Raw genomic sequence first — 18,801 nt, forward strand, 5'->3', positions numbered from 1 at the left:
GGGGCGGCCCGGCGTGTCGTGTGGTTTCTGCGCCCCAAGACGGGGGGAGCTCCACGCCCTCACGCGTCGCGGTCGAGGCCCATCGCGTACGCGCGGGCGAAGCCGCGGTCGATCGGCGGGCGCAGCATGATCCGCACCGCCGCGCGGCGCAGCGCGTCGGCCGGCCCCGGCAGCGGCCGGCCCAGCGCCGTGTTGACGGAGGCCAGCCGGGCCGCGACCCGGGCGGACGCCACCCGGCGGCGCTCCCATGCGCCGAGCGCGGCGTCGGGCGCCGACCCGGTCCGCACCCACTCGGCGAGCAGCGGGGCGAGGCGCACGGCGTCGAGCAGGCCGAGGTTCATGCCCTGCCCGCCGATGGGGCTGACCTCGTGCGCGGCGTCGCCGATCACGAGCACGCGACCGTTGCGCATCCTCGGCGCGAGCACTCGGCGGACTCCGAACGAGCTCGCCTCTGTGACGGCGACGGATGCCTCGGCCTCACCGCGCGCCGCGAGCGCGGCGCGCAGCCGCTCCGTGCGGGCGGCGGGGTCGGGGTCGGCGCCGGGTGCGTCCCAGGCGACGAATCGCCGCCTGCCGCCGGGGAGGGGGAACGACTCGAGCACGCCTCGGCGATCGAGGTGGACGACCGCGACGTCATCCGCCGCCGAGGCGCCGGGGTCGGCATCCGTCATCAGGTACCGGTCGCGGTACTCGTGCACCGGCACGGCACCGTCGCGGAAGACGAGGCCACGCGACCCGGCGCCGCCGGCGACCACGACCACCGGCGCGAAGGTCTCGGTCGCCCGCCCGTCGACGCCGTACTGCACGCGCACCCCGTCGCTGCGGGGGATGACCCGGAACACCGTCGCCCCGCGCAGGGGGATCGGGGCGCGGCCGGCGAGCACCTTCTCGGTCGCGGCCTGCGGCAGCGTCGCGACGAACGGGAACCGGGTCGACAGGCGCTCGAACCGCACGACCCCGACGAGCCGCCCGCCGGACCGCGCCTCGCCGCGCGCGACCCGCACCGCGTCGGTCAGCAACTGCTCCGCGATCCCCGACGATTCCAGCGCTGCGAGAACGGGGGAGTGGATGCCGATCGCCCGCGTGCCCTCGCCGGCGGCCGGCCGCTTCTCGAGCACCTGCACGTCGACGCCTCGGGCCGCCAGGTCTCCGGCCAGCAGCAGGCCGACCGGTCCGGCGCCGATCACGACGACGTCAGGCATGCCCCGGTCCCGCCGCGAGCACGCGGAAGGGCACGGGGGCGTGCACGGTCCACGTCCCCGGAGCGGCGGCGTCCAGCTCGGACTGCAGCTCGAGCGGCGTGAAGCTGCGCCGGATGGACCGCAGACCGTCCGTGCGCAGGAACGTGCCCGGCGCGAACGGCGTCACCGCCACCGCGTACAGCCCGTACGCCAGGCGGCTTCGCGCGATGTCGCCGTGCAGCACGATGCCGCGGGAGAGGAGACGGGATGCCTCCGCGAATCCGCCCACGTCGTGGCCGAGGTGGTGCAGCACATGGTTCGACAGCACGGCGTCGAACACCTCGCCTTCGCTGGCGAGGTCGGCGGCGTCGGCCCGGCGGAAGACCACCCCGGGGGGAGCGTCGCGCGCGACGGCGACCTCGTGCGCGCGAGGGTCGGGGTCAGCGCCCGTCCAGTGCACCTCGAAGCCGTCGCGTGCGGCCAGCTCGGCGAGGCGCACGACGAGGTCGCCGCCTCCTGCCCCCAGGTCGAGCACGCGCGCCGGCCGGTTCAGTGACGCGAGGTGCGGGCGCAGGAATCGGCGGTAGACCGTGCCCCACCCCGACACCACGCGGTTGACCGTGTCGAAACGGCGGAGGGTCGCCGCCAGGCGCTTCGGGTCGCAGTCGGGATCGTCCATGAGCTCTTCGAGCTCGGGATCGCGGGCGGCAAGGCTCATGCCACGGCCACGCCCGACACGACCTCGTCGGTCCGTTCGGCGTCGAGAGGCGGTGCGAGTTCTTCGCGCCCGGCGACCTCGGAACGCTCCGCGCCCTCCGACGCGGGCTGCCCGAGCTTCGTCAGGAGCGCCGATTCGACCGTCAGTCCGGGCCCGAACGCGAGGCCGCCGATGCGGGCTCCGTCTGCGACCGCCTCGTCGTGCAGCAGTCGGCGGAGGATGAACAGCACCGTCGCGCTCGACATGTTGCCGAAGTCGCGCAGCACCCCCCGCGAGGCGTCGAGCGCGGTCGGGTCGAGGTCCAGGCCGGCCTCGACCCGGTCGAGCACGCTCCTGCCGCCGGGATGCACCACCCACGTGTCGGGGGCCTCGTCCGCGCCGAGGAAGGCATCGACGGCGCCGCGGATCTCACGCCCCACGATGCGCGGCACCTCGGCGGAGAGGATCATCTCGAACCCGTGGTCGCCGATCGTCCACACCATGTCGCGCTCGCCCTCGCTGGTGAGGGTGGTCGCGAACCGGTCCAGGCCCAGGCCGCCGGGGCGGCCCACCGACGGGTCGGCGGTCACGATCGCCGCGGCTCCGCCGTCGGCGAAGACGGAGGCGGCGACGATCTGCTGCGGGTCGGCCGACGGCCGGATGTGCAGCGTGCACAGCTCGACGCACACGACGAGCACGACGGCGTCGGGTTGGGCGGCCGTGATCCGGGCGGCCAGCCGCAGGCCCGGCATCGCCGCGGCGCAGCCGATGAATCCGAGGTGATACCGCTCCACGCGGGGCGAGAGGCCGAGGTCGCGCACGAGCCGGTAGTCGGGGCCGGGGGCGAAGAATCCGGTGCACGACACCGTGACGACGTGGGTGATCGCGGACGCGTCGAGCGCGGCATCCGTCAGCGCCGCTCGCGCCGCCCGCTCGTAGAGTTCCGGTGCGGCGGCGATGTAGAGGTCGTTGCGTTCGCCGGTGGTGGGGCGCAGCATCCGCCCGTCCGCCTCCGCGAAGCGGATCTCCCCGTCGTGGCGCACCGCCCCTGCCGGGGTGTCGCCGGGCCCGCCGAGCTGGGAGAGGACCGTGTGCCGCCGCTCGATCGCCGCGGCGTCGAACGCGGCGTGGATGAGGCGCCGGGTGAGCCGGTCGACGTCGGGCTGGCCGGCGAACAGCTCCCGGGCGCTCGCCTGGTCGACGCAGGTCGGCGGGACAGCGGTTCCGATCGACACGATGCGCGGGGTCATGCTCACACCTAAGCACTCCTCGGGGTGTCACGGGGCCGCCTTGCGTCATCTTCTCAGGCATGCTGCACCGGGGCCCGGCGATGGGCGACGCTCGCCCCGCATCTCACCGCTGCGGCTCGATCAGCTCTCGCTTCGCTCCGCGGGGACGGATGCCTCGGCCGTGTGCACGTCGGGGAGTTCGCGCATGCGCCAGAACGGCGCGAACACGACGAACGCGGCCGACAGCAGCTGGCCGACCGCGCCGATCCACATGGTCGCGACGACCCCGAGCCAGGTGCCGAGCGCGCCGGCGAGAAGCGCCGCGATCGGCATGACGCCCCACACGACGAACCGCACCGACGCGTTCATGCGGCCGAGGAGTCGCGGCGGGGTGATGCGCTGACGGAAGGTCACCTGCGTGATGTTGTAGAGCAGCACGGTGAAGCTCGCGACGAACGACTGCGCGACGAGCAGCGGAAAGGCGAAGGCGGGCACCGCTGCGGCGATCGGCAGCAGCATTGCGACGACGCTGAAGCCGATCGCGCTGACCGGGATCGCCCGGGCCTCGCCCAGCAGGCCGACGATGCGCGGCGTCGCGATCGCGCCGAGCAGGCCGCCGACCGCGCCCAGCGAGAAGATCACTCCCATGGATGCCGGCGACAAGCCGAGTTCTCTCAGCAGGAAGATCGGCAGCAGGGTGAACGACATCGTGCTGAAGAAGTTCGACACGGAGGTCGTGCCGACGATGCGGCGCAGCAGCTTCTCGGAGAAGACGAAGTGCAGGCCTTCCCAGATCTCGGTGAGCAGCGGCGCGTGGTCCTCCGCGGGCCGGCGCTGCTCGTGGTCGCGCGTGAAGGCGAGGGCGATCGCCGAGACCACATACGTCACGCCGGTGGCGAGGATGGCCAGCGGGGCGGTGACGAGGGCGATCAGCCACCCGGCGAATCCCGGCCCGGCGATGTTGGCGAGCTCGTAGGTCGACTGCAGCTTGCCGTTCGCCTCGCCGATCTGCGAGGGCTTCACGAGCGACGGGATGATGCTCTGGTACGACACGTCGAAGAACACGGTGGCGATGCCGAGCACGAACGCGACCGCGACGAGATGCCAGATCTGCAGCACCCCGCTGACCCACAGCACCGGCACCAGCGACAGCGCGATGGCGCGTACGAGGTCGGCGGCGATCATGACGTGGCGCTTGCGCAGACGGTCGATCCACGCGCCCGCCGGCAGACCCACGAGGAGGAACGCGGCGACGTTGGCGGCGTTCAGCACCCCGACCTCGAATTCGCTCGCCTCGAGCAGCAGCACCGCGAGCACCGGGACGGCGAGCTCGCTGATCTGGGCGCCGAATTGGCTCAGGGTCTGGCCGCTCCAGAACGTCAGGAAGTTGCCGTTGCGCCAGAGCGAGGGCCCGCTTCTGCGCGTGGCCGCCGCCGGCTCCGATTGGGACATGCCAATCAGTGTGCGCGACTGATCGAGGACTGTCAATCAGTGATCTACGCTGGACGCGTGAGCGACCGCGAAGCGCCTCGTGATGACGCCGAGGCCGAGGCCCGGCTCCGTGCCCTCAGCTCGCCGCTGCGTCTGCGGGTCCTGCGGCTGTGCGCGTTCGAGGCCCGCACGAACAAAGAGCTGGCCGAGCTGCTCGGTCTGAACCCGGGCACCATGCTCCATCACGTGCGCACCCTCGTGCAGACCGGCTTCCTGGCGGCCGAGCCCGAGCGCGCGGGAGCGCAGGGCGCGCGCGAGGTGCCGTACCGTGCCACGGGACTCTCGTGGCGGTCGCCGCTCCCCGAGCGCAGCCGGGTGCTCGTCGAGGTGTTCCTCCAGCAGATCGAGGGCGTCGACCCCGCCGACCTCGACACGACCTGGCTGGGTCTCAAGCTCAACGACGAGCACAGGGAGGAGTTCCAGCGACGGCTATTCGAACTGCTGGTCGAGTTCAAAGACAGGGGGGCGGATGCCGACGGCCAGGCCTACTCGGTGTTCACCGCGTTCCATCCCGATCTGAATCCGCCGTCCCCGCAGCCCTGACGCAGGCGGATGCCTCGGCCCCGGCGGTGGCACGATGGGAGGGGTGCCGCGTGAGCACCGTCCGCCGAAGGAGGCGCCATGACCGAGGCATTCGTGTACGACGCGGTCCGCACTCCGCGGGGACGCGGCAAGGCGACGGGCTCGCTCCATGGCGTCCAGCCCCACAGGCTTGTCGTGGGGCTGATCGATGCCCTTCGTCAGCGGCATCCGGAGCTCGACCCCGCCGCGGTCGACGACCTCATCCTCGGCTGCGTCACGCCGATCGGCGACCAGGGGTCCGACATCGCGAAGGTGGCGGCGCTCGCCGCAGGCCTGCCCGACACCGTCCCCGGGGTTCAGCTCAACCGGTTCTGCGGCTCGGGGCTCGAGGCTGTGAATCAGGCGGCCGCGCGCGTGCGGTCCGGGTGGGAGGACCTGTTCTTCGCCGGCGGCGTCGAGTCGATGAGCCGCGTGCCGATGGGCAGCGACGGCGGCCCGTACGGCCGGGACTCGGCCGCGGCCGTGGCGCCCGATGCGGTCCCGCAGGGTATCAGTGCGGACCTGATCGCAACGCTGGAGGGGTACACCCGCGAGGACGTGGATGCGTTCGCCGCGGCATCCCACGAGCGCGCCGCCCGCGCATGGGCGGAGGGCCGCTTCGACCGGTCGGTGGTGCCGGTGGGGGCGGCGGACGGTTCGGTGCTGCTCGACCGTGACGAGACGATCCGGCCGGGGACGAGCGTCGAGACGCTGGCGGGACTGCCGCCGGCCTTCGCCGAACTAGGTCGCGCGGGCTACGACGAGATCGCGCTGCGGAAGTACCCCGAAGCGGGTGCGATCGACCACGTCCACCACGCGGGCAACTCGTCGGGGATCGTCGACGGCGCCGCCCTCGTCGTCGTCGGCAGCGAAGCGGCGGGCGCCCGGCACGGCCTCGTTCCCCGCGCGCGGATCCGCTCGGCCGCTGTGGTCAGCACCGAGCCGACGATCATGCTGACCGGCCCCGGTCCGGCGTCGCGTCTCGCGCTCGAACGCGCCGGCCTCAGCATCCACGACATCGATCTGGTCGAGATCAACGAGGCCTTCGCCTCGGTCGCACTCAAGCTGATGCGCGACCTCGGCGACTTCCCGCATGAGCGCACCAACGTCAACGGCGGCGCGATCGCGATGGGGCACCCGCTCGGCGCCACCGGTGCGATGATCCTCGGCACGCTCCTCGACGAACTCGAGCGGTCGGGCGGCCGGTACGGTCTCGCCACGCTCTGCATCGGCGGCGGCATGGGCGTCGCGACGGTGATCGAGCGGCTCTAGCCCGGCGTGCCGCGGGGTGTCACCCGGCCGTCCCGGTGTGATGACTCCGGATGCCTCTGGACAACGCGGCGCCGAGGTCCGAGGCTTGGGCGCATGTTCACCTCCGCGCACGCGTTCAGCTCCTTCGCCGTGAAAGACCTCGATGAGGCGACGGCGTTCTACGGCGAGACCCTCGGGCTCCCGGTCGAGAAGCTCGACATGGGGATCATCGAGCTCACCCTCGGGTCGGGCGCGAAGGTCATGGTCTATCCGAAACCCGACCACGAGCCCGCGGTCTTCACGGTGCTCAACTTCGACGTGGACGACGTCGAGACCGCCGTCGACCAGCTCAACGCGCGCGGCGTCGTCACGAAGATCTACGACGACGCCGACTTCCCCACCGACGCGAAGGGGATCGCGAGGGGCAACGGTCCCGAGATCGCCTGGTTCCGCGATCCGTCGGGCAATGTGCTGGCGGTGCTGAAGGCCGGCTGAGCCCCGGCACACCGCTCGGCGTCGAGAAAACAGGAGACTCGCCGCGCCGGCCGCCCCCGGCGACGTCGCCGCCGGCGTGTTTCCTTCGTTTCCGACGGCGCGCGCTCGCCTGGCGCGCGCGAGGCCCCCAGGAGAGCGAGCGGATGCCTCAGCCGCCGATGTACGACATCTCCACGCGGGATCGTGCGAGGCGCAGCTCAGGGGTCAGGCTCGACCGGATCTCGGAGTAGCGGTCGTCGCGCGATTCCCAGATGCCGCGCATCGCGCGCGCGAGCGCGTCGTCGTCGGCACCGCCGCGGAGCAGGGCGCGCAGGTCGTGCCCCTCCGACGCGAACAGGCACGTGAAGAGCTTGCCCTCGGTCGAGACGCGGGCGCGGTTGCAGGTGCCGCAGAAGGCGTTCGTGACGCTCGAGATCACGCCGATCTCGCCGGCCCCGTCGGCGTAGCGCCACCGCTTCGCCGTCTCACCCGCCACGAGCGAGCCCACCGGTTCGAGCGGGAAGACGTCGTCGATCCGCTGCACGACCTCGGCGGAGGGCACCACCTCGTCCATCGACCAGCCGTTGGTGTTGCCGACATCCATGTACTCGATGAAGCGCAGCGTGTACGGGGTGCCGCGGAAGCGGCGCGCCATGTCGACGACCTCGTGGTCGTTCACGCCGCGCTTGACCACCATGTTGAGGCGGATCGGTCCGAGCCCGGCCTCGTGCGCGGCGTCGATGCCGGCCAGCACCCGGTCGACGGGGAAGCGCACGTCGTTCATCTGCTGGAACAGGTCGTCGTCGAGCGAGTCGATCGACACGGTGACCCGTGTGAGCCCGGCCGCCTTCAGCGCCGCCGCCTTCATCGCGAGAGCCGACCCGTTGGTCGTCAGCGCGATCTCGAGCGGCTCACCGCTCGGGGTGCGCAGAGCGGCCAGCCGGGCGATCAGGTCCTCGACCCCGCGCCGCAGCAGCGGCTCGCCCCCGGTCAACCGGATCTTCCTGACCCCGTGCCCGGCGGCGACGCGCGCGATGCGCGTGATCTCTTCGAAGGTCAGCAGCTCGTCGCGGTCGAGGAAGGCGTAGTCGCGACCGAACACCGTCTTCGGCATGCAGTACACGCACCGGAAGTTGCAGCGGTCGGTGATCGAGATGCGCAGGTCGCGCATCGGCCGACCCAGCGCATCGGCCATCGCCGGGGTGACGCCCGTCGAGGGCAGGCGGGTGGCGCGCGGCACGTCGACCTCCGGCATCCCGCTCACCCCCTCACGGTCCGAAACCTAGCATCCCCAGAGGTGTTCGGCGCGGGAACGGAAACGGACGGGGCGAGCCCGAGATCTCACCCCGTCCGCCGGCCGCGTCAGGAAGCGAGCGCCTCCCGCAGCTTCACCCGGCCGCCCATCCGCAGCAGCGAGTTCTCGTAGATGCGCGCGCCGACCAGGATCGCGGCGGCGCACGTCGCGATGAGGATCGCGAGCGACAGCAGCGGCTCCCACCACTGCGCCTCGCCGAGGAACAGGCGCATCGGCATGCCCACCGGCGCGGAGAACGGCACGTACGACATGATCCCCAGCACGAGCGGGTTGTCGAAGAAGAAGATGACCAGGAAGTACGGCGCCATCACGAGCATCGTCAGCGGAGTCGTGGTCGACCCGATGTCTTCCATGCGCGACACCATCGACGCCGCCGCGGCGAACAGCGACGCCAGCAGGATGAACCCGAAGAAGAAGAACACCGCGAACCACGCGATCGGACCGCCGAGCCCCTGCAGGAGCGCCGTCTGGTCGGTGATCGTGAGCCCGACGACCGCGATCGCGGCGAGCAGCAGGATCTGCCCCATCGCGAGGACGGTGTTGCCGATCACCTTGCCCGCCAGCAGCGACCGCACCGGGATCGCCGAGATCAGCAGCTCGACGACACGGGTCTGCTTCTCTTCGACGACGCTCTGCGCGATCGTGCCGCCGAACATCGACGCGGCGAAGAGGAACACGATCCCGAAGCCGATCGCCACGACGTAGCCGAGCGCGTCATCGCCCGAGTCCGGGTTCAGCAGCTCGACCGTGGGCGTCTGCGCGAGCTGCAGGATCAGCTGGGTCGGCGGGCTCGAGTCGGCGATCACCGCGATGCCGACCGGGGACTCCGGGTCGGCCACGAGCGCGGCGTCGACATCGCCGCTCTCGACGAGAGCCTCGGCCTCGGCGCGGTCGGCGACCTCGGTGACGTCGAGGTTCTCGACGTTCGCGACGGCGGACGAGGCATCCGGAGTCACCGCGACCGGGGTTCCCGTGTTGTTCGCCGCCGCGAAGCCGCCCCAGATGACGAGCGCGAGGGCGCCCAGGAGCAGGATCGCCGTCGAGATGACGAACGCCTTGCTGCGCAGCTTCGACCCGATCTCGCGCTCGGCGACGAGCCACACGCTCTGCGCGGTGCTGGGGGAGTGGATGGTGGCGCTCACTGGATGACCTCCTTGAAGATCTGGGCGAGGGTCGGATGCTGCGGCGCGAAGCTCGCGACATCTCCCGCCGCCACGGCCCGGCGCAGCACCCGCTGCGCGGTGTCGTCGCTGTCGGCGTCGAACACGGCATACCCGCCGTCGAAGTCGAGCACGGTGACGCCCGGCTCGGAGCGCAGCCAGCCGGCGTCGCCCGCCGAGACGAGCTCGAAGCGGCGCGTCGAGTGCTCGGCGCGCAGGGTGTCGCGCGGACCCGCCGCGCGGATCGTGCCGCCCGCGATGATGACGAGGTCGTCGCAGAGCCGCTCGACGACGTCGAGCTGGTGAGACGAGAACAGCACGGCCGCTCCGGCCGCGGCACGCTCCTGGAGCACGCCCGCGACCACGTCGACCGCGAGCGGGTCGAGGCCCGAGAACGGCTCGTCGAGGATGAGCACCTTCGGGTCGTGGACGAGCGCCGCGGCGATCTGCGCCCGCTGCTGGTTGCCGAGCGACAGCGTCTCGACGTTGTCGCCCAGGCGCTCGCCGAGTCCGAGCTGCTCGAGCAGCGCGGTGGCGCGGGCCGTGGCATCCGTCTTCGAGAACCCGTGCAGCCGCGCGAGGTACACGATGTGCTCGAGGACCTTCATCTTCGGATACAGCCCCCTCTCCTCGGGCATGTAGCCGAAGCGGCGGCGATCGGATGCCGTGACCTCGGTGCCGTCGAGCGTCACGGTGCCCTCGTCCTTGGCGAGCACGCCGAGCACGATGCGCATCGTCGTGGTCTTGCCGGCGCCGTTTCCGCCGACGAAGCCCGTGAGGCGGCCGGGCCGGACGTCGAAGGAGACGTCGTCGAGAGCCCGCCTGCCCCCGTAGCTCTTGGTGATCCCGCTCAGCTGAAGCATCCGCTCCTCCTGGTCCGTGGTGTGGGGTTCACGCTACGGAACCGGCGCCGGCGCGGCCTCCCCCGTGCGGGGGAGATCGCGTGTCCGCCGGGCGACGGGGTCCGACACATTCCGACACATTGCATTCAATGGAATAGATGTGGCGGCGCGGAGATTGGAGGTGTGTGGAACGTCCACGGTGGTCCCCGCCGGGGACCCCTTTCATTTCCGGAGGAAAGAACCATGACCGATCGGACCATCGGCTACATCGTCGGCAGCATCTCGTCGACGTCGATCAACCGCCGCCTCGCGAAGGCGCTCGAGCGCCTGGCGCCCGAGGGCACGACCCTCGTCGAGATCCCGATCAAGGACCTGCCCTTCTACTCTCCCGACCACGACGCCGACTACCCGCAGGTCGCCCGCGACTTCAAGCAGGCCATCGCCGACGTCGACGGCGTGATCATCGTGACGCCCGAGTACAGCCGCTCCATCCCCGGCGTGCTGAAGAACGCCCTCGACTGGGCGGCGCGTCCGTGGGGCCAGGGCGCCTTTAACGGCAAGCCGACGGCCGTCATCGGCACCTCGGGCGGCCCCATCGCGACCGCCGCGGCGCAGCAGCACCTCAAGGCCGTGCTGAGCCACTACAACGCTCCGACGCTCGGCCAGCCCGAGGGTTACGTGCAGTCGACGCCGGGTCTGTTCACCGACTCCGGCGAGGTCACCAACGACCAGACGGCCGAGTTCCTCGTCGGCTACCTCGAGGCGTTCGGCGCTCTCGTCGACCGCTACGCCCACGTGCCTGTTGCGGCCTGACACGCTGCCCCTCTCGGAACGCCTCGGCTTCGGCCGGGGCGTTCCGCCGTTTCGGCGAAGGCGTTCGCCGTTTCGGCGGGGGCGTTCCGCTGGTTCGGCCGGGGCGTGTCCCACTTCTCTGCGGGGCGTGTCCCACTTCTGCGCTGCCAGTGGGCCGCCGGGCGACGAAAAGTGGGACATGCGTCGCCGGGCCGCACGGCGGGTGCGGAAGGCGCGCGCAGCGGGCGCAGGGCGGCGATCAGGCGAGGCCGTGCCGGTGGGCGTAGACGACCGCGGCGACCCGGTCGCGGGCCCCGAGCTTCTGCAGCACGTTCGACACGTGCGTCTTGACCGTCGCCTCGCCGATGTAGAGGCGCCGGGCGATCTCGGCGTTGCTGAGCGCCTGGGCCATGAGCCGCAGCACCTCGGTCTCGCGTTCGGTGAGGTCGACCGTCACCGCCGGCCCCAGATCCCCCGCGGCGCTTCCGCTGACCGCGACCGGCGTCGCGGGCGATCCGACGGCGGAGGGGGCGGATGCCTCGGCGAAGCGCGCGATCACCCGCCGCGTCACCTCGGGCGAGAGCAGGGCGTCGCCGGCGGCGGCGACCCGCACGGCGTTGACGAGCTCTTCGGGTCCGGCGTTCTTGAGAAGGAAGCCGCTCGCGCCCGCCGTCAACGACGTGAACAGGTAGTCGTCGCGGTCGAACGTGGTGACGATCACCACGGCGGCCGACACCTGGGGGTCCGCGACGATCCGCCGGGTCGCCTCGAGCCCGTCCATGTCGGGCATCTGCACGTCCATGCAAACGACGTCAGGGCGCAGAGCGGATGCCGCGGCCACCGCCTCCGCCCCGTTCGACGCCTCTCCGACGACGACGATGCCGTCGCCGGCCTCGAGGATCATGCGGAACCCCGCCCGCATCACGGCGTGATCGTCGACGAGGAGCACGCGGATCGGCGAGGTCGTCACGCGCCCACCCGCTCGCCGAGGGGTACCCGAAGCCGCACGAGGTAGCCGCCGCGTGCGCGAGGACCGGCCTCGAGCGTGCCCCCTGAGGCGGCGGCGCGCTCCCGCATGCCGACGATCCCGAGGCCGGGGCGCGCCGGCGGTGCGCTGCGGCCGGTGTTGACCACTTCGAGCTCGACCGCGTCGGCGCCGTAGCGCAGCCGGACGTCGGCCTCGGCATCCGGACCTCCGTGACGCCTCGCGTTGGTGAGCGCCTCTTGGGCGACCCGGTAGATGTTGACCTGCGCGACGTCGGGCAGCGGCCGCTCCTCGCCGATGACGGAGAGGGTGGTGGGCAGGCCGTTCTCGGTGGCGTGGGCGACCAGCGCAGACAGGTCGGACAGCCGCACGGTCGAGGCGTCGGGCGCCTCGGCGGGCGACGTGCGCAGCGTCTCGAGCAGGTGCCGCAGCTCGTCGAGCGCGACCCGCGCGGAATGCTCCACGCCGGCGAGGGCGCTGCGCGCCGCGTCGGGGTCGCGGTCCATGACCGCCCGGGCGGCGCCGGCCTGCACTCCCATCGCCGACACATGGTGAGCGACGACGTCGTGGAGCTCGCGCGCGATGCGCACGCGGTCGAGCGCGACGGCCTGCGCGGCCGTCACTTCGCGCTCCGCTTCGAGCTCGCGGGTGCGGTCTTCGAGCGTTGCCCGCTCGATGGCCGACGCGTACGCCCGGTCGCCCATGTAGTACGCGCCGCCGAAGAAGGCCGCGTTCACGAGGAACTGGATCAGCATGAAGGCGACGAAGGGTGAGAAGAGCCCCTCGCGCGACAGCCCCTCGTCGGTCGGCGCGGTGGCCGACTGGAAGGTCGTCACGAGCAGCCAGACGAACATGCCGAGGATGATCGCGACCCGCACATACAGGGCCCGGCGGCGGTCGTCGACCCAGGCGCCGATCGTGTACATGCCGATGAAGACGGCGATGTTGCCGACGTAGAACTCGGGGATGCGGGCCGAGACCCCGACGAAGAAGACCACCGAGACGGCCACGCCGACGAGCTCGGGGAAGCGGCGGCGCACGGCGAGCGGCGCAGTGAGAGCGACCGAGTACAGCAGCGACCACTGCAGCCCCTGCTGAGTGTCGGATCCGTAGACGCCGGCGACCGAGCCGAGCGCCGCGCTGAGGATCGCGCCGAGCAGCAGCCCGGCCGCCAGCCACACATCGCCGCGCAGCTCGGAGGCGGACGGCGGCCGGCGGCGCCGGGCGGGGGAGGAGACGGACATCCCTCCACGGTAGGGGCGAGCGGATGCCGCGGCATCCCCCGCGCGACGGAGACGTGTCCACCGCGGGGTGCGCTCACTCCGGAAGATCCGGCGCGCCGGCCGTCAGGCGCGAAGCGTGTCGCGGACCGTCGGGGTGAGCTCCGCGGTGAGGTCGCGGGCGAGGAAGCCCAGCCCGATCCGGTCGGTGAGCCTCAAGCCGGCGACGGCGTGAGTCCACGCTCCCCACACGACCGCGCGGTGCAGCGGCATCCCCCGTGCGGCGAATCCCGCGATCGCCCCGGCGAGGACGTCGCCGCTCCCGGACGTGCCGAGGCCCGCGCCGCCCTCGTCCACGAGCCAGGTTCGGCCGTCGGGATCGGCGACCGTGCCGTAGCATCCGACCACCGCCTCGTGTTCGCGCGCCGCCTCGCGGACGTCGTCGGTCTCGTCGCCCGGATCGCGCCCGAGCAGAATCTGCAGCTCCTCGCGGTTGGGGCTGAGGATGAGCTCGTCCGGCAGGCTGCGCCGCGGCACATCGGGGAACACTCCGAGCGCGTACGCGTCGAGCACCACCCGCTGGGCCCCCGCGTCGGCCACCGTCCGCAGCGTGGCGCGGGTCTCGTCCGGGTCGGTGAATCCCGGACCGACGAGCACGGCGTCGGCGGAGGCGATCCGCCCTGCCAGCGCGGCGGGCAGGGGGTCGTCGGCCCGATCGGGCAGCGCGAACACCCCCGCCTCGGGCAAGGCGACCCCCACCTGGGCGTCGATCGACGCCGGAACGACCAGCGCGACACGGCCGGCACCGACCCGCAGCGCGGCCTCACCGGCGAGCAGCACCGCGCCCGGGGCGCTGCGGGATCCGCCGACCACGACGACGTCGCCCCGCGCCTTCTTCGAGTCGCCCGGGTCGGGCAGGCCCCATGAGCGCAGCAGTTCGGCGGTGACCGGTTCAGGCCGGTTCGACATCGGGACTCCCGGGATGGACGGTGATGTCGGCGCCCTCGCGCTGCAGGTGAGCGACGTCGGAGAACACCGCGAGGTCCCAGCCGCCCTCGCGACGGACGAGGTGCGTGACCGACGCGTTGAGCACGGTGTGGTCGGCGGCGAAGTCGAGCAGCTCCTGCTCGCGCAGCGGCAGCAGCACGTACAGGATCAGCATCACGACGGCGTCATGGGCGACGACCAGCGCCCGGTCGCCCGGGCCGTCCAGGTGGTCGCGCAGGAACGACCGCAGCCGCAGCGCGACATCCGCCCACGACTCCCCGCCGGGAGGCCGATGGTAGAACTTGCCGAGATGCAGCCGTCGGGCCATCTCCTCCGGATGCCTCGCCGCGGCGCCGCGACGGGTGAGCAGGTCGAGGATCCCGAGCTCGCGATCGCGCAGCCGCTCATCGGTCACCGGCGGCGTGGGCGTGGCGCGGTCGCGGAGGGCGATGCGGAGCGTCTCCTGCGCGCGGAGGTACGGCGAGACCCAGTAGGTGTCGATCGACCCGTGATGGTCGTCGAGCCACTCGCCGAGCGCGGCGGCCTGCTCGCGACCCGTGTCGGAGAGCGGAACGTCGGCGTCGCGGATGTCGAGCGGGATGACGTCGAGCCCCTCGAGCTCGGCCCTCGTCGCCGCCACGTTGCCGACGCTCTCACCGTGCCGGACGAGGAACAGTTCACTCACCGCCATGCGGTCAGCGTAGGCACGGAGCCCCGCCCCGTGACAGCCGTTGACAAGGTCAAAAGATCATCGGGCGATCGTCGTCGTCGGGGCCCTCGAGGTCGAGGTCGACCACCACCGGCACGTGGTCGCTGGGGGCCTCGCCCTTGCGTTCGTTGCGGTGGATCTGCGCCCCCGTGACCGCGTCCGCCAGCGCGTGGGAACCGAGGATGAAGTCGATCCGCATGCCCTCGTTGCGCGGGAACCGGAGCCGCTTGTAGTCCCAGTACGTGAAGCCGGTGGGCACGAGCGGGCGCACGACGTCGGTCACCCCGGCCGACTGCAATGCCGCGAAGGCCTCGCGCTCCGGCGGCGACACGTGGGTCGAGAAGCCGGGAACGACAGCCGGGTCGCCGTTGTCGGCGTCGGTCGGCGCGATGTTGAAGTCGCCGACGAGCGCCAGCGCCTTGTCGGGGTTCGCTTCGAGCGACTCCCGCGTGTACTGCTCCAGCGCCGCGAGCCAGTCGAGCTTGTAGAAGAAGTGCGGGTCGCCCAGCGACCGGCCGTTGGGTACGTAGAGGCTCCAGACCTCGACCCCGCCGACCGTCGCGCCGAGCGCGCGCGCCTCTTGCGGGGCATCCGGACCCTGGTGGTCCTTGTCGAAGCCCGGCATGCCCGGGAAGGCGGTGCGCACATCGGACACCGGCTCTCGGCTGGCGATCGCGACGCCGTTCCACTGCGAGAAACCGTGCGCCTCGACGTGGAAGCCGGCCTCTTCGAACCGGTCGAAGGGGAATTGGTCGACCTTGCACTTGATCTCTTGCATCGCGAGCACGTCGATGTGCTCGCGCACGGCGAAGTCGACGATCCGGTCGACGCGCGCGCGGATCGAATTGACGTTCCAGGTGGCCAGCCGCATGGACTCCAGCCTAGGCGGGGCCGGGGACGCCCTACGCCGTCCGGTCCCGCGACGGCGGCGCGACGCGCTCGAGCCGTTGCGCCCGGGCAGCACGCACGAGCGCCCACGCGATGTCGCTGCCCTCGGCTAGCGTGCGATCGTGCAGTCCGTGGTGTTCTTCCGCAACGTGAATCAGGGGCAGCGCGGTCATCCGGCCGCCGTCGACCTGCGGGGAGCGCTCGCCGACTGCGGCTTCGCCGAAGCGACGCCTTTCCAAAGCAACGGGACGGTCGTTGTGAGGGGTGTCGTCGCCCCCGATGCCCTCGGCGACATCGAGTCGGCGCTCGCCGGGCGCACCGGCCTCCTGCGAGAGGTCTTCGCCCTGCCGCTCGCGCAGGCCATCGAGATCGTCGAAGCCCATGGCGACACCCCCGATGCGTCCCGGCGCGAACTCACGCTCTACGGCGGGGATGCCCTCGACCCGGAAGACGCCGCGACCGCTCGCGAGGCGGCGCACCGTCGCTGCAGGCTGATCGCGTCCGGGGTCGGCTGGGCGGTCTCGGTGAACGAGCGCGAGCGCGAGTCGAACGCGACGCCCGTGATCGAGCGGCTGACCGGTACGCCCGCGACGTCGCGCGGGTTCCCGACGCTGAGGCGCCTCATCGAGCGTTTCGCGTCCTGAGCCCGCGTCGCGATCTCGGACGCCGGAAGATCCTTGCCATCCCGGGCCGTGGATGGCAGGCTCACAACTCACACCCAGGGAGAGGGGTACACCAATGCGCCACAAAGCGCTTGTCGCAGCCGCTGCGGCACTTCTGCTGATCGGACTCGGATCGGCACCGGCACAGGCCATCACCGACGGCCAGCCAGACGGAGACGACCACCCGTACGTCGGGCTCATGGTCGCGCAGACCGCTGACGGCGACCCGCTGTGGAGGTGCAGCGGCACGCTCATCTCGCCGACGGTCTATCTCACCGCCGGTCACTGCACGTTCGGTGCCGAGCACGTGGAGATCTGGTTCCAGAGCGACCTCGAGCCTGACCCGGCGTCGCTCGGATACCCCTACGACGGGCAGGTGGGCGGCACCCCGTACACGCACCCGCAGTACGACGACAACGCCTTCTACCTCTACGACCTGGGTGTCGTCGTCCTCGACGAGCCGGTCTACCTCCCCGAGTACGGCGAGCTGCCGACGCTCAACCAGCTCGACTCCTACGCCAAGAGCACCAAGAAGGACGCCTGGTTCACGGCGGTCGGGTACGGGCTGCAGAAGAGCTTCCCCGACGCCGCGTCGTGGAAGGACGAGGCACTGCGCACCCGCTACGTCTCGACTCCGAAGCTCACGTCGATCAACGGCGGCTACGCCGGTGACTACGCGCTCATCCTGTCGAACAACGCGAACACGGGCGGCACCTGCTCCGGCGACTCGGGCGGGCCGAACTTCATCGGCGACACGAATGTGATCGCCGGTGTGACCTCCTTCGGCAAGAACGTCACCTGCGCGGGAACCGGCGGCGTGTACCGCGTCGACCGCGCCGACGACCTGGACTGGATCTACGCCACCTTCGGCGACCAGCTCTGACAACAGACCGTGTCGTCGACGGATGCCTCGGCCCGGTGCCGTGGCCGAGGCATCCGTAGACTCGATCCCATGACCGCCGCCTCGTCGCCCGAACTCGAGATCGACCGCCAGAACCTCATCGCGCTCATCAAGGCCGAGGCCGTGTTCCACGGAGACTTCACCCTGTCGAGTGGCAAGAAGGCGACGTACTACGTCGACATGCGCAAGCTGACCCTCGACCACCGCGCCGCCCCCGCGATCGGGCGCGTGATGCTCGACCTCATCCGCGACGTGGACGGCGTGGTCGCGGTCGGCGGCCTGACCCTCGGCGCCGACCCGATCGCCAACGCGGTCATGCACGAGTCGGCGCGCACGCCCGCTCCGCTCGACGCGTTCGTGGTGCGCAAGGAGCCCAAAGACCACGGCCGTGGGCGCCAGGTGGAGGGGGCGGATGTCGCGGGCAAGCGCGTCGTGGTCCTCGAAGACACCTCGACCACGGGCCAGTCGGCCCTGAAGGCGGTCGAGGCGCTGCGCCGCGAAGGCGCCGCGCCGGTCGCCGTGGCTGTCATCGTCGACCGCAAGACCGGCGCCCAGGCCGCCGTCGAGGCCGAGGGCCTGCAGTGGCTGGCCGCGATCGACCTCGACGACCTCGGCCTCGCCCCCCAGTAGCCCGCCTCGCCCGGCCGGAGCCCGCCTCGCGCTGCAGTTCGCGGCATCCGCTGCGTCGCGAGACGCCGCGCTCGCCGGAAAGTGCAGCGGTCGCTCGCCCGGGACTCGAGCAGGATCAGTCGTCGCCGCGCCGGCGGCTGCGCACCCACTGCCAGAGGATCACGACGAGCGTGGTTCCGATGGTGAGGGCCGAGATGGCCAGGAGCACGTTCTGCTCGAACTCGGTCATGCCGGACGCTTCCCTTCCGCGGCATCCGCCACGATCTTGGCGATACGCGCGGCGCGGGTCTCGGGGCGCCGCGCCGAGTCGACGGCGGTGATGCCGAACTTGCGCGCCGACGGCGGGAAGCCGTCCCAGGCGGTTCGCGCGGCCGGAAGCGCGTCGAGCGCCGCCCGCAGGTCGTCGGGCTCGATGCCCGCCTCGGCGTTGTCGAGTACCGTCCACGATCCGTTCGCCTTCGCGACCTCGACCGCCCTGATACCGGCCTCGGTCATGAGTCCGGCGGCCTCGAGCTCGATCAGCCGGGCCTTGTTCGTCGCGGCCCAGCCGCTCGAGGGCCGCCGCGGCGCGAACCAGAGCCCGCTGGTCTTCTCGTCGAAGGTGCGCACCGGCCCGTCGATCCAGCCGAAGCACAGCGCCTGACGGATCGCGTCCTCGTACTCGACGAACGTGAGGCCCGAGCCGGGCCGCGCCCGCACGAGCCAGGCGCCGGTGGACGTGCGGTGGTTGGCCTCGAGCCATGCACGCCAGGCCGCGGCATCCGCGACTTCCACCTTCTCGCCGTCATCGAGCGCTCCCATGCCGCGACCCTACCGCGCGCTGCGG

20 protein-coding genes are annotated in these 18,801 nt (G+C 71.8%); 7 read left to right on the forward strand and 13 right to left on the reverse strand.

The window, feature by feature from the left end; all coding sequences use genetic code 11:
• Positions 1 to 59: 59 nt before the first annotated feature.
• The 4 genes from ACFUTX_RS10875 to ACFUTX_RS10890 form a co-directional block, all read right to left on the reverse strand.
• Positions 60 to 1,202: an FAD-dependent oxidoreductase gene (locus ACFUTX_RS10875; RefSeq protein WP_378864040.1), complete on the reverse strand. Its 1,143-nt coding sequence runs from the start codon at positions 1,200 to 1,202 to the stop codon at positions 60 to 62.
• Positions 1,195 to 1,899, reverse strand: a complete 705-nt coding sequence (locus ACFUTX_RS10880) for a methyltransferase domain-containing protein (RefSeq protein WP_378864043.1) — start codon at positions 1,897 to 1,899, stop codon at positions 1,195 to 1,197. The genes ACFUTX_RS10875 and ACFUTX_RS10880 overlap by 8 nt, the downstream gene beginning before the upstream one ends.
• The gene (locus ACFUTX_RS10885) at positions 1,896 to 3,128 is read right to left on the reverse strand and encodes a type III polyketide synthase (protein ID WP_378864046.1); all 1,233 of its coding nucleotides are present in this window, start codon (positions 3,126 to 3,128) and stop codon (positions 1,896 to 1,898) included. The genes ACFUTX_RS10880 and ACFUTX_RS10885 overlap by 4 nt, the downstream gene beginning before the upstream one ends.
• 120 nt (positions 3,129 to 3,248) lie before the next feature.
• On the reverse strand, positions 3,249 to 4,559 hold the full coding sequence (locus ACFUTX_RS10890; RefSeq protein ID WP_378864049.1) for an MFS transporter: 1,311 nt from the start codon (positions 4,557 to 4,559) through the stop codon (positions 3,249 to 3,251).
• Between the two features lie 57 nt (positions 4,560 to 4,616).
• Between ACFUTX_RS10890 and ACFUTX_RS10895 the strand changes: the two genes are divergently transcribed.
• The 3 genes from ACFUTX_RS10895 (at position 4,617) to ACFUTX_RS10905 (ending at position 6,905) form a co-directional block, all read left to right on the forward strand.
• Entirely contained in the window at positions 4,617 to 5,141 is a 525-nt protein-coding gene (locus ACFUTX_RS10895) for an ArsR/SmtB family transcription factor (RefSeq protein WP_378864052.1), read from the forward strand.
• A 78-nt stretch (positions 5,142 to 5,219) separates the two neighbouring features.
• Positions 5,220 to 6,431 carry an acetyl-CoA C-acetyltransferase gene (locus ACFUTX_RS10900; protein ID WP_378864055.1) on the forward strand — a complete coding sequence of 404 codons (1,212 nt, stop codon included), beginning with the start codon at positions 5,220 to 5,222 and terminating at the stop codon, positions 6,429 to 6,431.
• A gap of 93 nt (positions 6,432 to 6,524) precedes the next feature.
• Positions 6,525 to 6,905, forward strand: a complete 381-nt coding sequence (locus tag ACFUTX_RS10905) for a VOC family protein (protein WP_378864058.1) — start codon at positions 6,525 to 6,527, stop codon at positions 6,903 to 6,905.
• A 148-nt stretch (positions 6,906 to 7,053) separates the two neighbouring features.
• On the opposite strand, the gene moaA is transcribed toward ACFUTX_RS10905, so the two are convergent.
• From moaA to ACFUTX_RS10920, 3 genes are all read right to left on the reverse strand, one after another.
• Complete coding sequence (gene moaA, locus ACFUTX_RS10910; protein ID WP_378864651.1) at positions 7,054 to 8,079, reverse strand: GTP 3',8-cyclase MoaA; 1,026 nt, start codon at positions 8,077 to 8,079, stop codon at positions 7,054 to 7,056.
• 167 nt (positions 8,080 to 8,246) lie between these two features.
• Entirely contained in the window at positions 8,247 to 9,341 is a 1,095-nt protein-coding gene (locus tag ACFUTX_RS10915; protein ID WP_378864061.1) for an ABC transporter permease, read from the reverse strand.
• Positions 9,338 to 10,222, reverse strand: a complete 885-nt coding sequence (locus ACFUTX_RS10920) for an ABC transporter ATP-binding protein (protein WP_378864064.1) — start codon at positions 10,220 to 10,222, stop codon at positions 9,338 to 9,340. Before ACFUTX_RS10920 ends, ACFUTX_RS10915 begins: the two co-directional genes overlap by 4 nt.
• 222 nt (positions 10,223 to 10,444) lie before the next feature.
• On the opposite strand from ACFUTX_RS10920, the gene ACFUTX_RS10925 reads away from it, so the two are divergent.
• Positions 10,445 to 11,014: an NADPH-dependent FMN reductase gene (locus tag ACFUTX_RS10925; RefSeq protein WP_378864067.1), complete on the forward strand. Its 570-nt coding sequence runs from the start codon at positions 10,445 to 10,447 to the stop codon at positions 11,012 to 11,014.
• A gap of 238 nt (positions 11,015 to 11,252) precedes the next feature.
• Here the strand turns inward: ACFUTX_RS10925 and ACFUTX_RS10930 are convergent, their stop codons facing one another.
• The 5 genes from ACFUTX_RS10930 to ACFUTX_RS10950 form a co-directional block, all read right to left on the reverse strand.
• Positions 11,253 to 11,915: a response regulator gene (locus ACFUTX_RS10930; RefSeq protein WP_378864654.1), complete on the reverse strand. Its 663-nt coding sequence runs from the start codon at positions 11,913 to 11,915 to the stop codon at positions 11,253 to 11,255.
• Between the two features lie 44 nt (positions 11,916 to 11,959).
• The gene (locus tag ACFUTX_RS10935; protein ID WP_378864070.1) at positions 11,960 to 13,222 is read right to left on the reverse strand and encodes a sensor histidine kinase; all 1,263 of its coding nucleotides are present in this window, start codon (positions 13,220 to 13,222) and stop codon (positions 11,960 to 11,962) included.
• 102 nt (positions 13,223 to 13,324) lie between these two features.
• Entirely contained in the window at positions 13,325 to 14,167 is an 843-nt protein-coding gene (locus ACFUTX_RS10940) for an NAD(P)H-hydrate dehydratase (RefSeq protein WP_378864073.1), read from the reverse strand.
• Entirely contained in the window at positions 14,151 to 14,876 is a 726-nt protein-coding gene (locus ACFUTX_RS10945) for a histidine phosphatase family protein (RefSeq protein WP_378864076.1), read from the reverse strand. Before ACFUTX_RS10945 ends, ACFUTX_RS10940 begins: the two co-directional genes overlap by 17 nt.
• 49 nt (positions 14,877 to 14,925) lie before the next feature.
• Positions 14,926 to 15,765: an exodeoxyribonuclease III gene (locus tag ACFUTX_RS10950; protein WP_378864079.1), complete on the reverse strand. Its 840-nt coding sequence runs from the start codon at positions 15,763 to 15,765 to the stop codon at positions 14,926 to 14,928.
• Between the two features lie 139 nt (positions 15,766 to 15,904).
• Here ACFUTX_RS10950 and ACFUTX_RS10955 point away from each other — a divergent pair, with 139 nt between their 5' ends.
• The 3 genes from ACFUTX_RS10955 to pyrE all read left to right on the forward strand — a co-directional run bounded on the left by ACFUTX_RS10955 (position 15,905) and on the right by pyrE (position 17,975).
• On the forward strand, positions 15,905 to 16,426 hold the full coding sequence (locus ACFUTX_RS10955; protein ID WP_378864082.1) for a DUF1697 domain-containing protein: 522 nt from the start codon (positions 15,905 to 15,907) through the stop codon (positions 16,424 to 16,426).
• Positions 16,427 to 16,520: 94 nt separating this feature from the next.
• Entirely contained in the window at positions 16,521 to 17,327 is an 807-nt protein-coding gene (locus ACFUTX_RS10960; RefSeq protein WP_378864085.1) for a S1 family peptidase, read from the forward strand.
• Positions 17,328 to 17,396: 69 nt separating this feature from the next.
• Positions 17,397 to 17,975 carry an orotate phosphoribosyltransferase gene (gene pyrE / locus ACFUTX_RS10965; RefSeq protein WP_378864088.1) on the forward strand — a complete coding sequence of 193 codons (579 nt, stop codon included), beginning with the start codon at positions 17,397 to 17,399 and terminating at the stop codon, positions 17,973 to 17,975.
• A 225-nt stretch (positions 17,976 to 18,200) separates the two neighbouring features.
• Here the strand turns inward: pyrE and ACFUTX_RS10970 are convergent, their stop codons facing one another.
• Positions 18,201 to 18,776 carry a YdeI family protein gene (locus ACFUTX_RS10970; RefSeq protein WP_378864091.1) on the reverse strand — a complete coding sequence of 192 codons (576 nt, stop codon included), beginning with the start codon at positions 18,774 to 18,776 and terminating at the stop codon, positions 18,201 to 18,203.
• Positions 18,777 to 18,801 lie beyond the last annotated feature (25 nt).

The sequence above is a fragment of the Microbacterium sp. NPDC057407 genome (genome assembly GCF_042803895.1).
In the GTDB taxonomy this organism is placed as follows: Bacteria; Actinomycetota; Actinomycetes; order Actinomycetales; family Microbacteriaceae; genus Microbacterium.

What these genes read in the sequence shown, in the direction of transcription:
- ACFUTX_RS10925 (WP_378864067.1), top strand. Translation starts at nt 10,445, where the DNA reads ATGACCGATCGGACCATCGGCTACATCGTCGGCAGCATCTCGTCGACG.
- ACFUTX_RS10945 (WP_378864076.1), bottom strand. Translation starts at nt 14,876, where the DNA reads ATGGCGGTGAGTGAACTGTTCCTCGTCCGGCACGGTGAGAGCGTCGGC.
- ACFUTX_RS10930 (WP_378864654.1), bottom strand. Translation starts at nt 11,915, where the DNA reads ATGCGGGCGGGGTTCCGCATGATCCTCGAGGCCGGCGACGGCATCGTC.
- ACFUTX_RS10960 (WP_378864085.1), top strand. Translation starts at nt 16,521, where the DNA reads ATGCGCCACAAAGCGCTTGTCGCAGCCGCTGCGGCACTTCTGCTGATC.
- ACFUTX_RS10900 (WP_378864055.1), top strand. Translation starts at nt 5,220, where the DNA reads ATGACCGAGGCATTCGTGTACGACGCGGTCCGCACTCCGCGGGGACGC.
- ACFUTX_RS10970 (WP_378864091.1), bottom strand. Translation starts at nt 18,776, where the DNA reads ATGGGAGCGCTCGATGACGGCGAGAAGGTGGAAGTCGCGGATGCCGCG.
- ACFUTX_RS10935 (WP_378864070.1), bottom strand. Translation starts at nt 13,222, where the DNA reads ATGTCCGTCTCCTCCCCCGCCCGGCGCCGCCGGCCGCCGTCCGCCTCC.
- ACFUTX_RS10905 (WP_378864058.1), top strand. Translation starts at nt 6,525, where the DNA reads ATGTTCACCTCCGCGCACGCGTTCAGCTCCTTCGCCGTGAAAGACCTC.
- ACFUTX_RS10875 (WP_378864040.1), bottom strand. Translation starts at nt 1,202, where the DNA reads ATGCCTGACGTCGTCGTGATCGGCGCCGGACCGGTCGGCCTGCTGCTG.
- ACFUTX_RS10885 (WP_378864046.1), bottom strand. Translation starts at nt 3,128, where the DNA reads ATGACCCCGCGCATCGTGTCGATCGGAACCGCTGTCCCGCCGACCTGC.
- ACFUTX_RS10940 (WP_378864073.1), bottom strand. Translation starts at nt 14,167, where the DNA reads ATGTCGAACCGGCCTGAACCGGTCACCGCCGAACTGCTGCGCTCATGG.
- moaA (WP_378864651.1), bottom strand. Translation starts at nt 8,079, where the DNA reads ATGGCCGATGCGCTGGGTCGGCCGATGCGCGACCTGCGCATCTCGATC.
- pyrE (WP_378864088.1), top strand. Translation starts at nt 17,397, where the DNA reads ATGACCGCCGCCTCGTCGCCCGAACTCGAGATCGACCGCCAGAACCTC.
- ACFUTX_RS10950 (WP_378864079.1), bottom strand. Translation starts at nt 15,765, where the DNA reads ATGCGGCTGGCCACCTGGAACGTCAATTCGATCCGCGCGCGCGTCGAC.
- ACFUTX_RS10920 (WP_378864064.1), bottom strand. Translation starts at nt 10,222, where the DNA reads ATGCTTCAGCTGAGCGGGATCACCAAGAGCTACGGGGGCAGGCGGGCT.
- ACFUTX_RS10880 (WP_378864043.1), bottom strand. Translation starts at nt 1,899, where the DNA reads ATGAGCCTTGCCGCCCGCGATCCCGAGCTCGAAGAGCTCATGGACGAT.
- ACFUTX_RS10890 (WP_378864049.1), bottom strand. Translation starts at nt 4,559, where the DNA reads ATGTCCCAATCGGAGCCGGCGGCGGCCACGCGCAGAAGCGGGCCCTCG.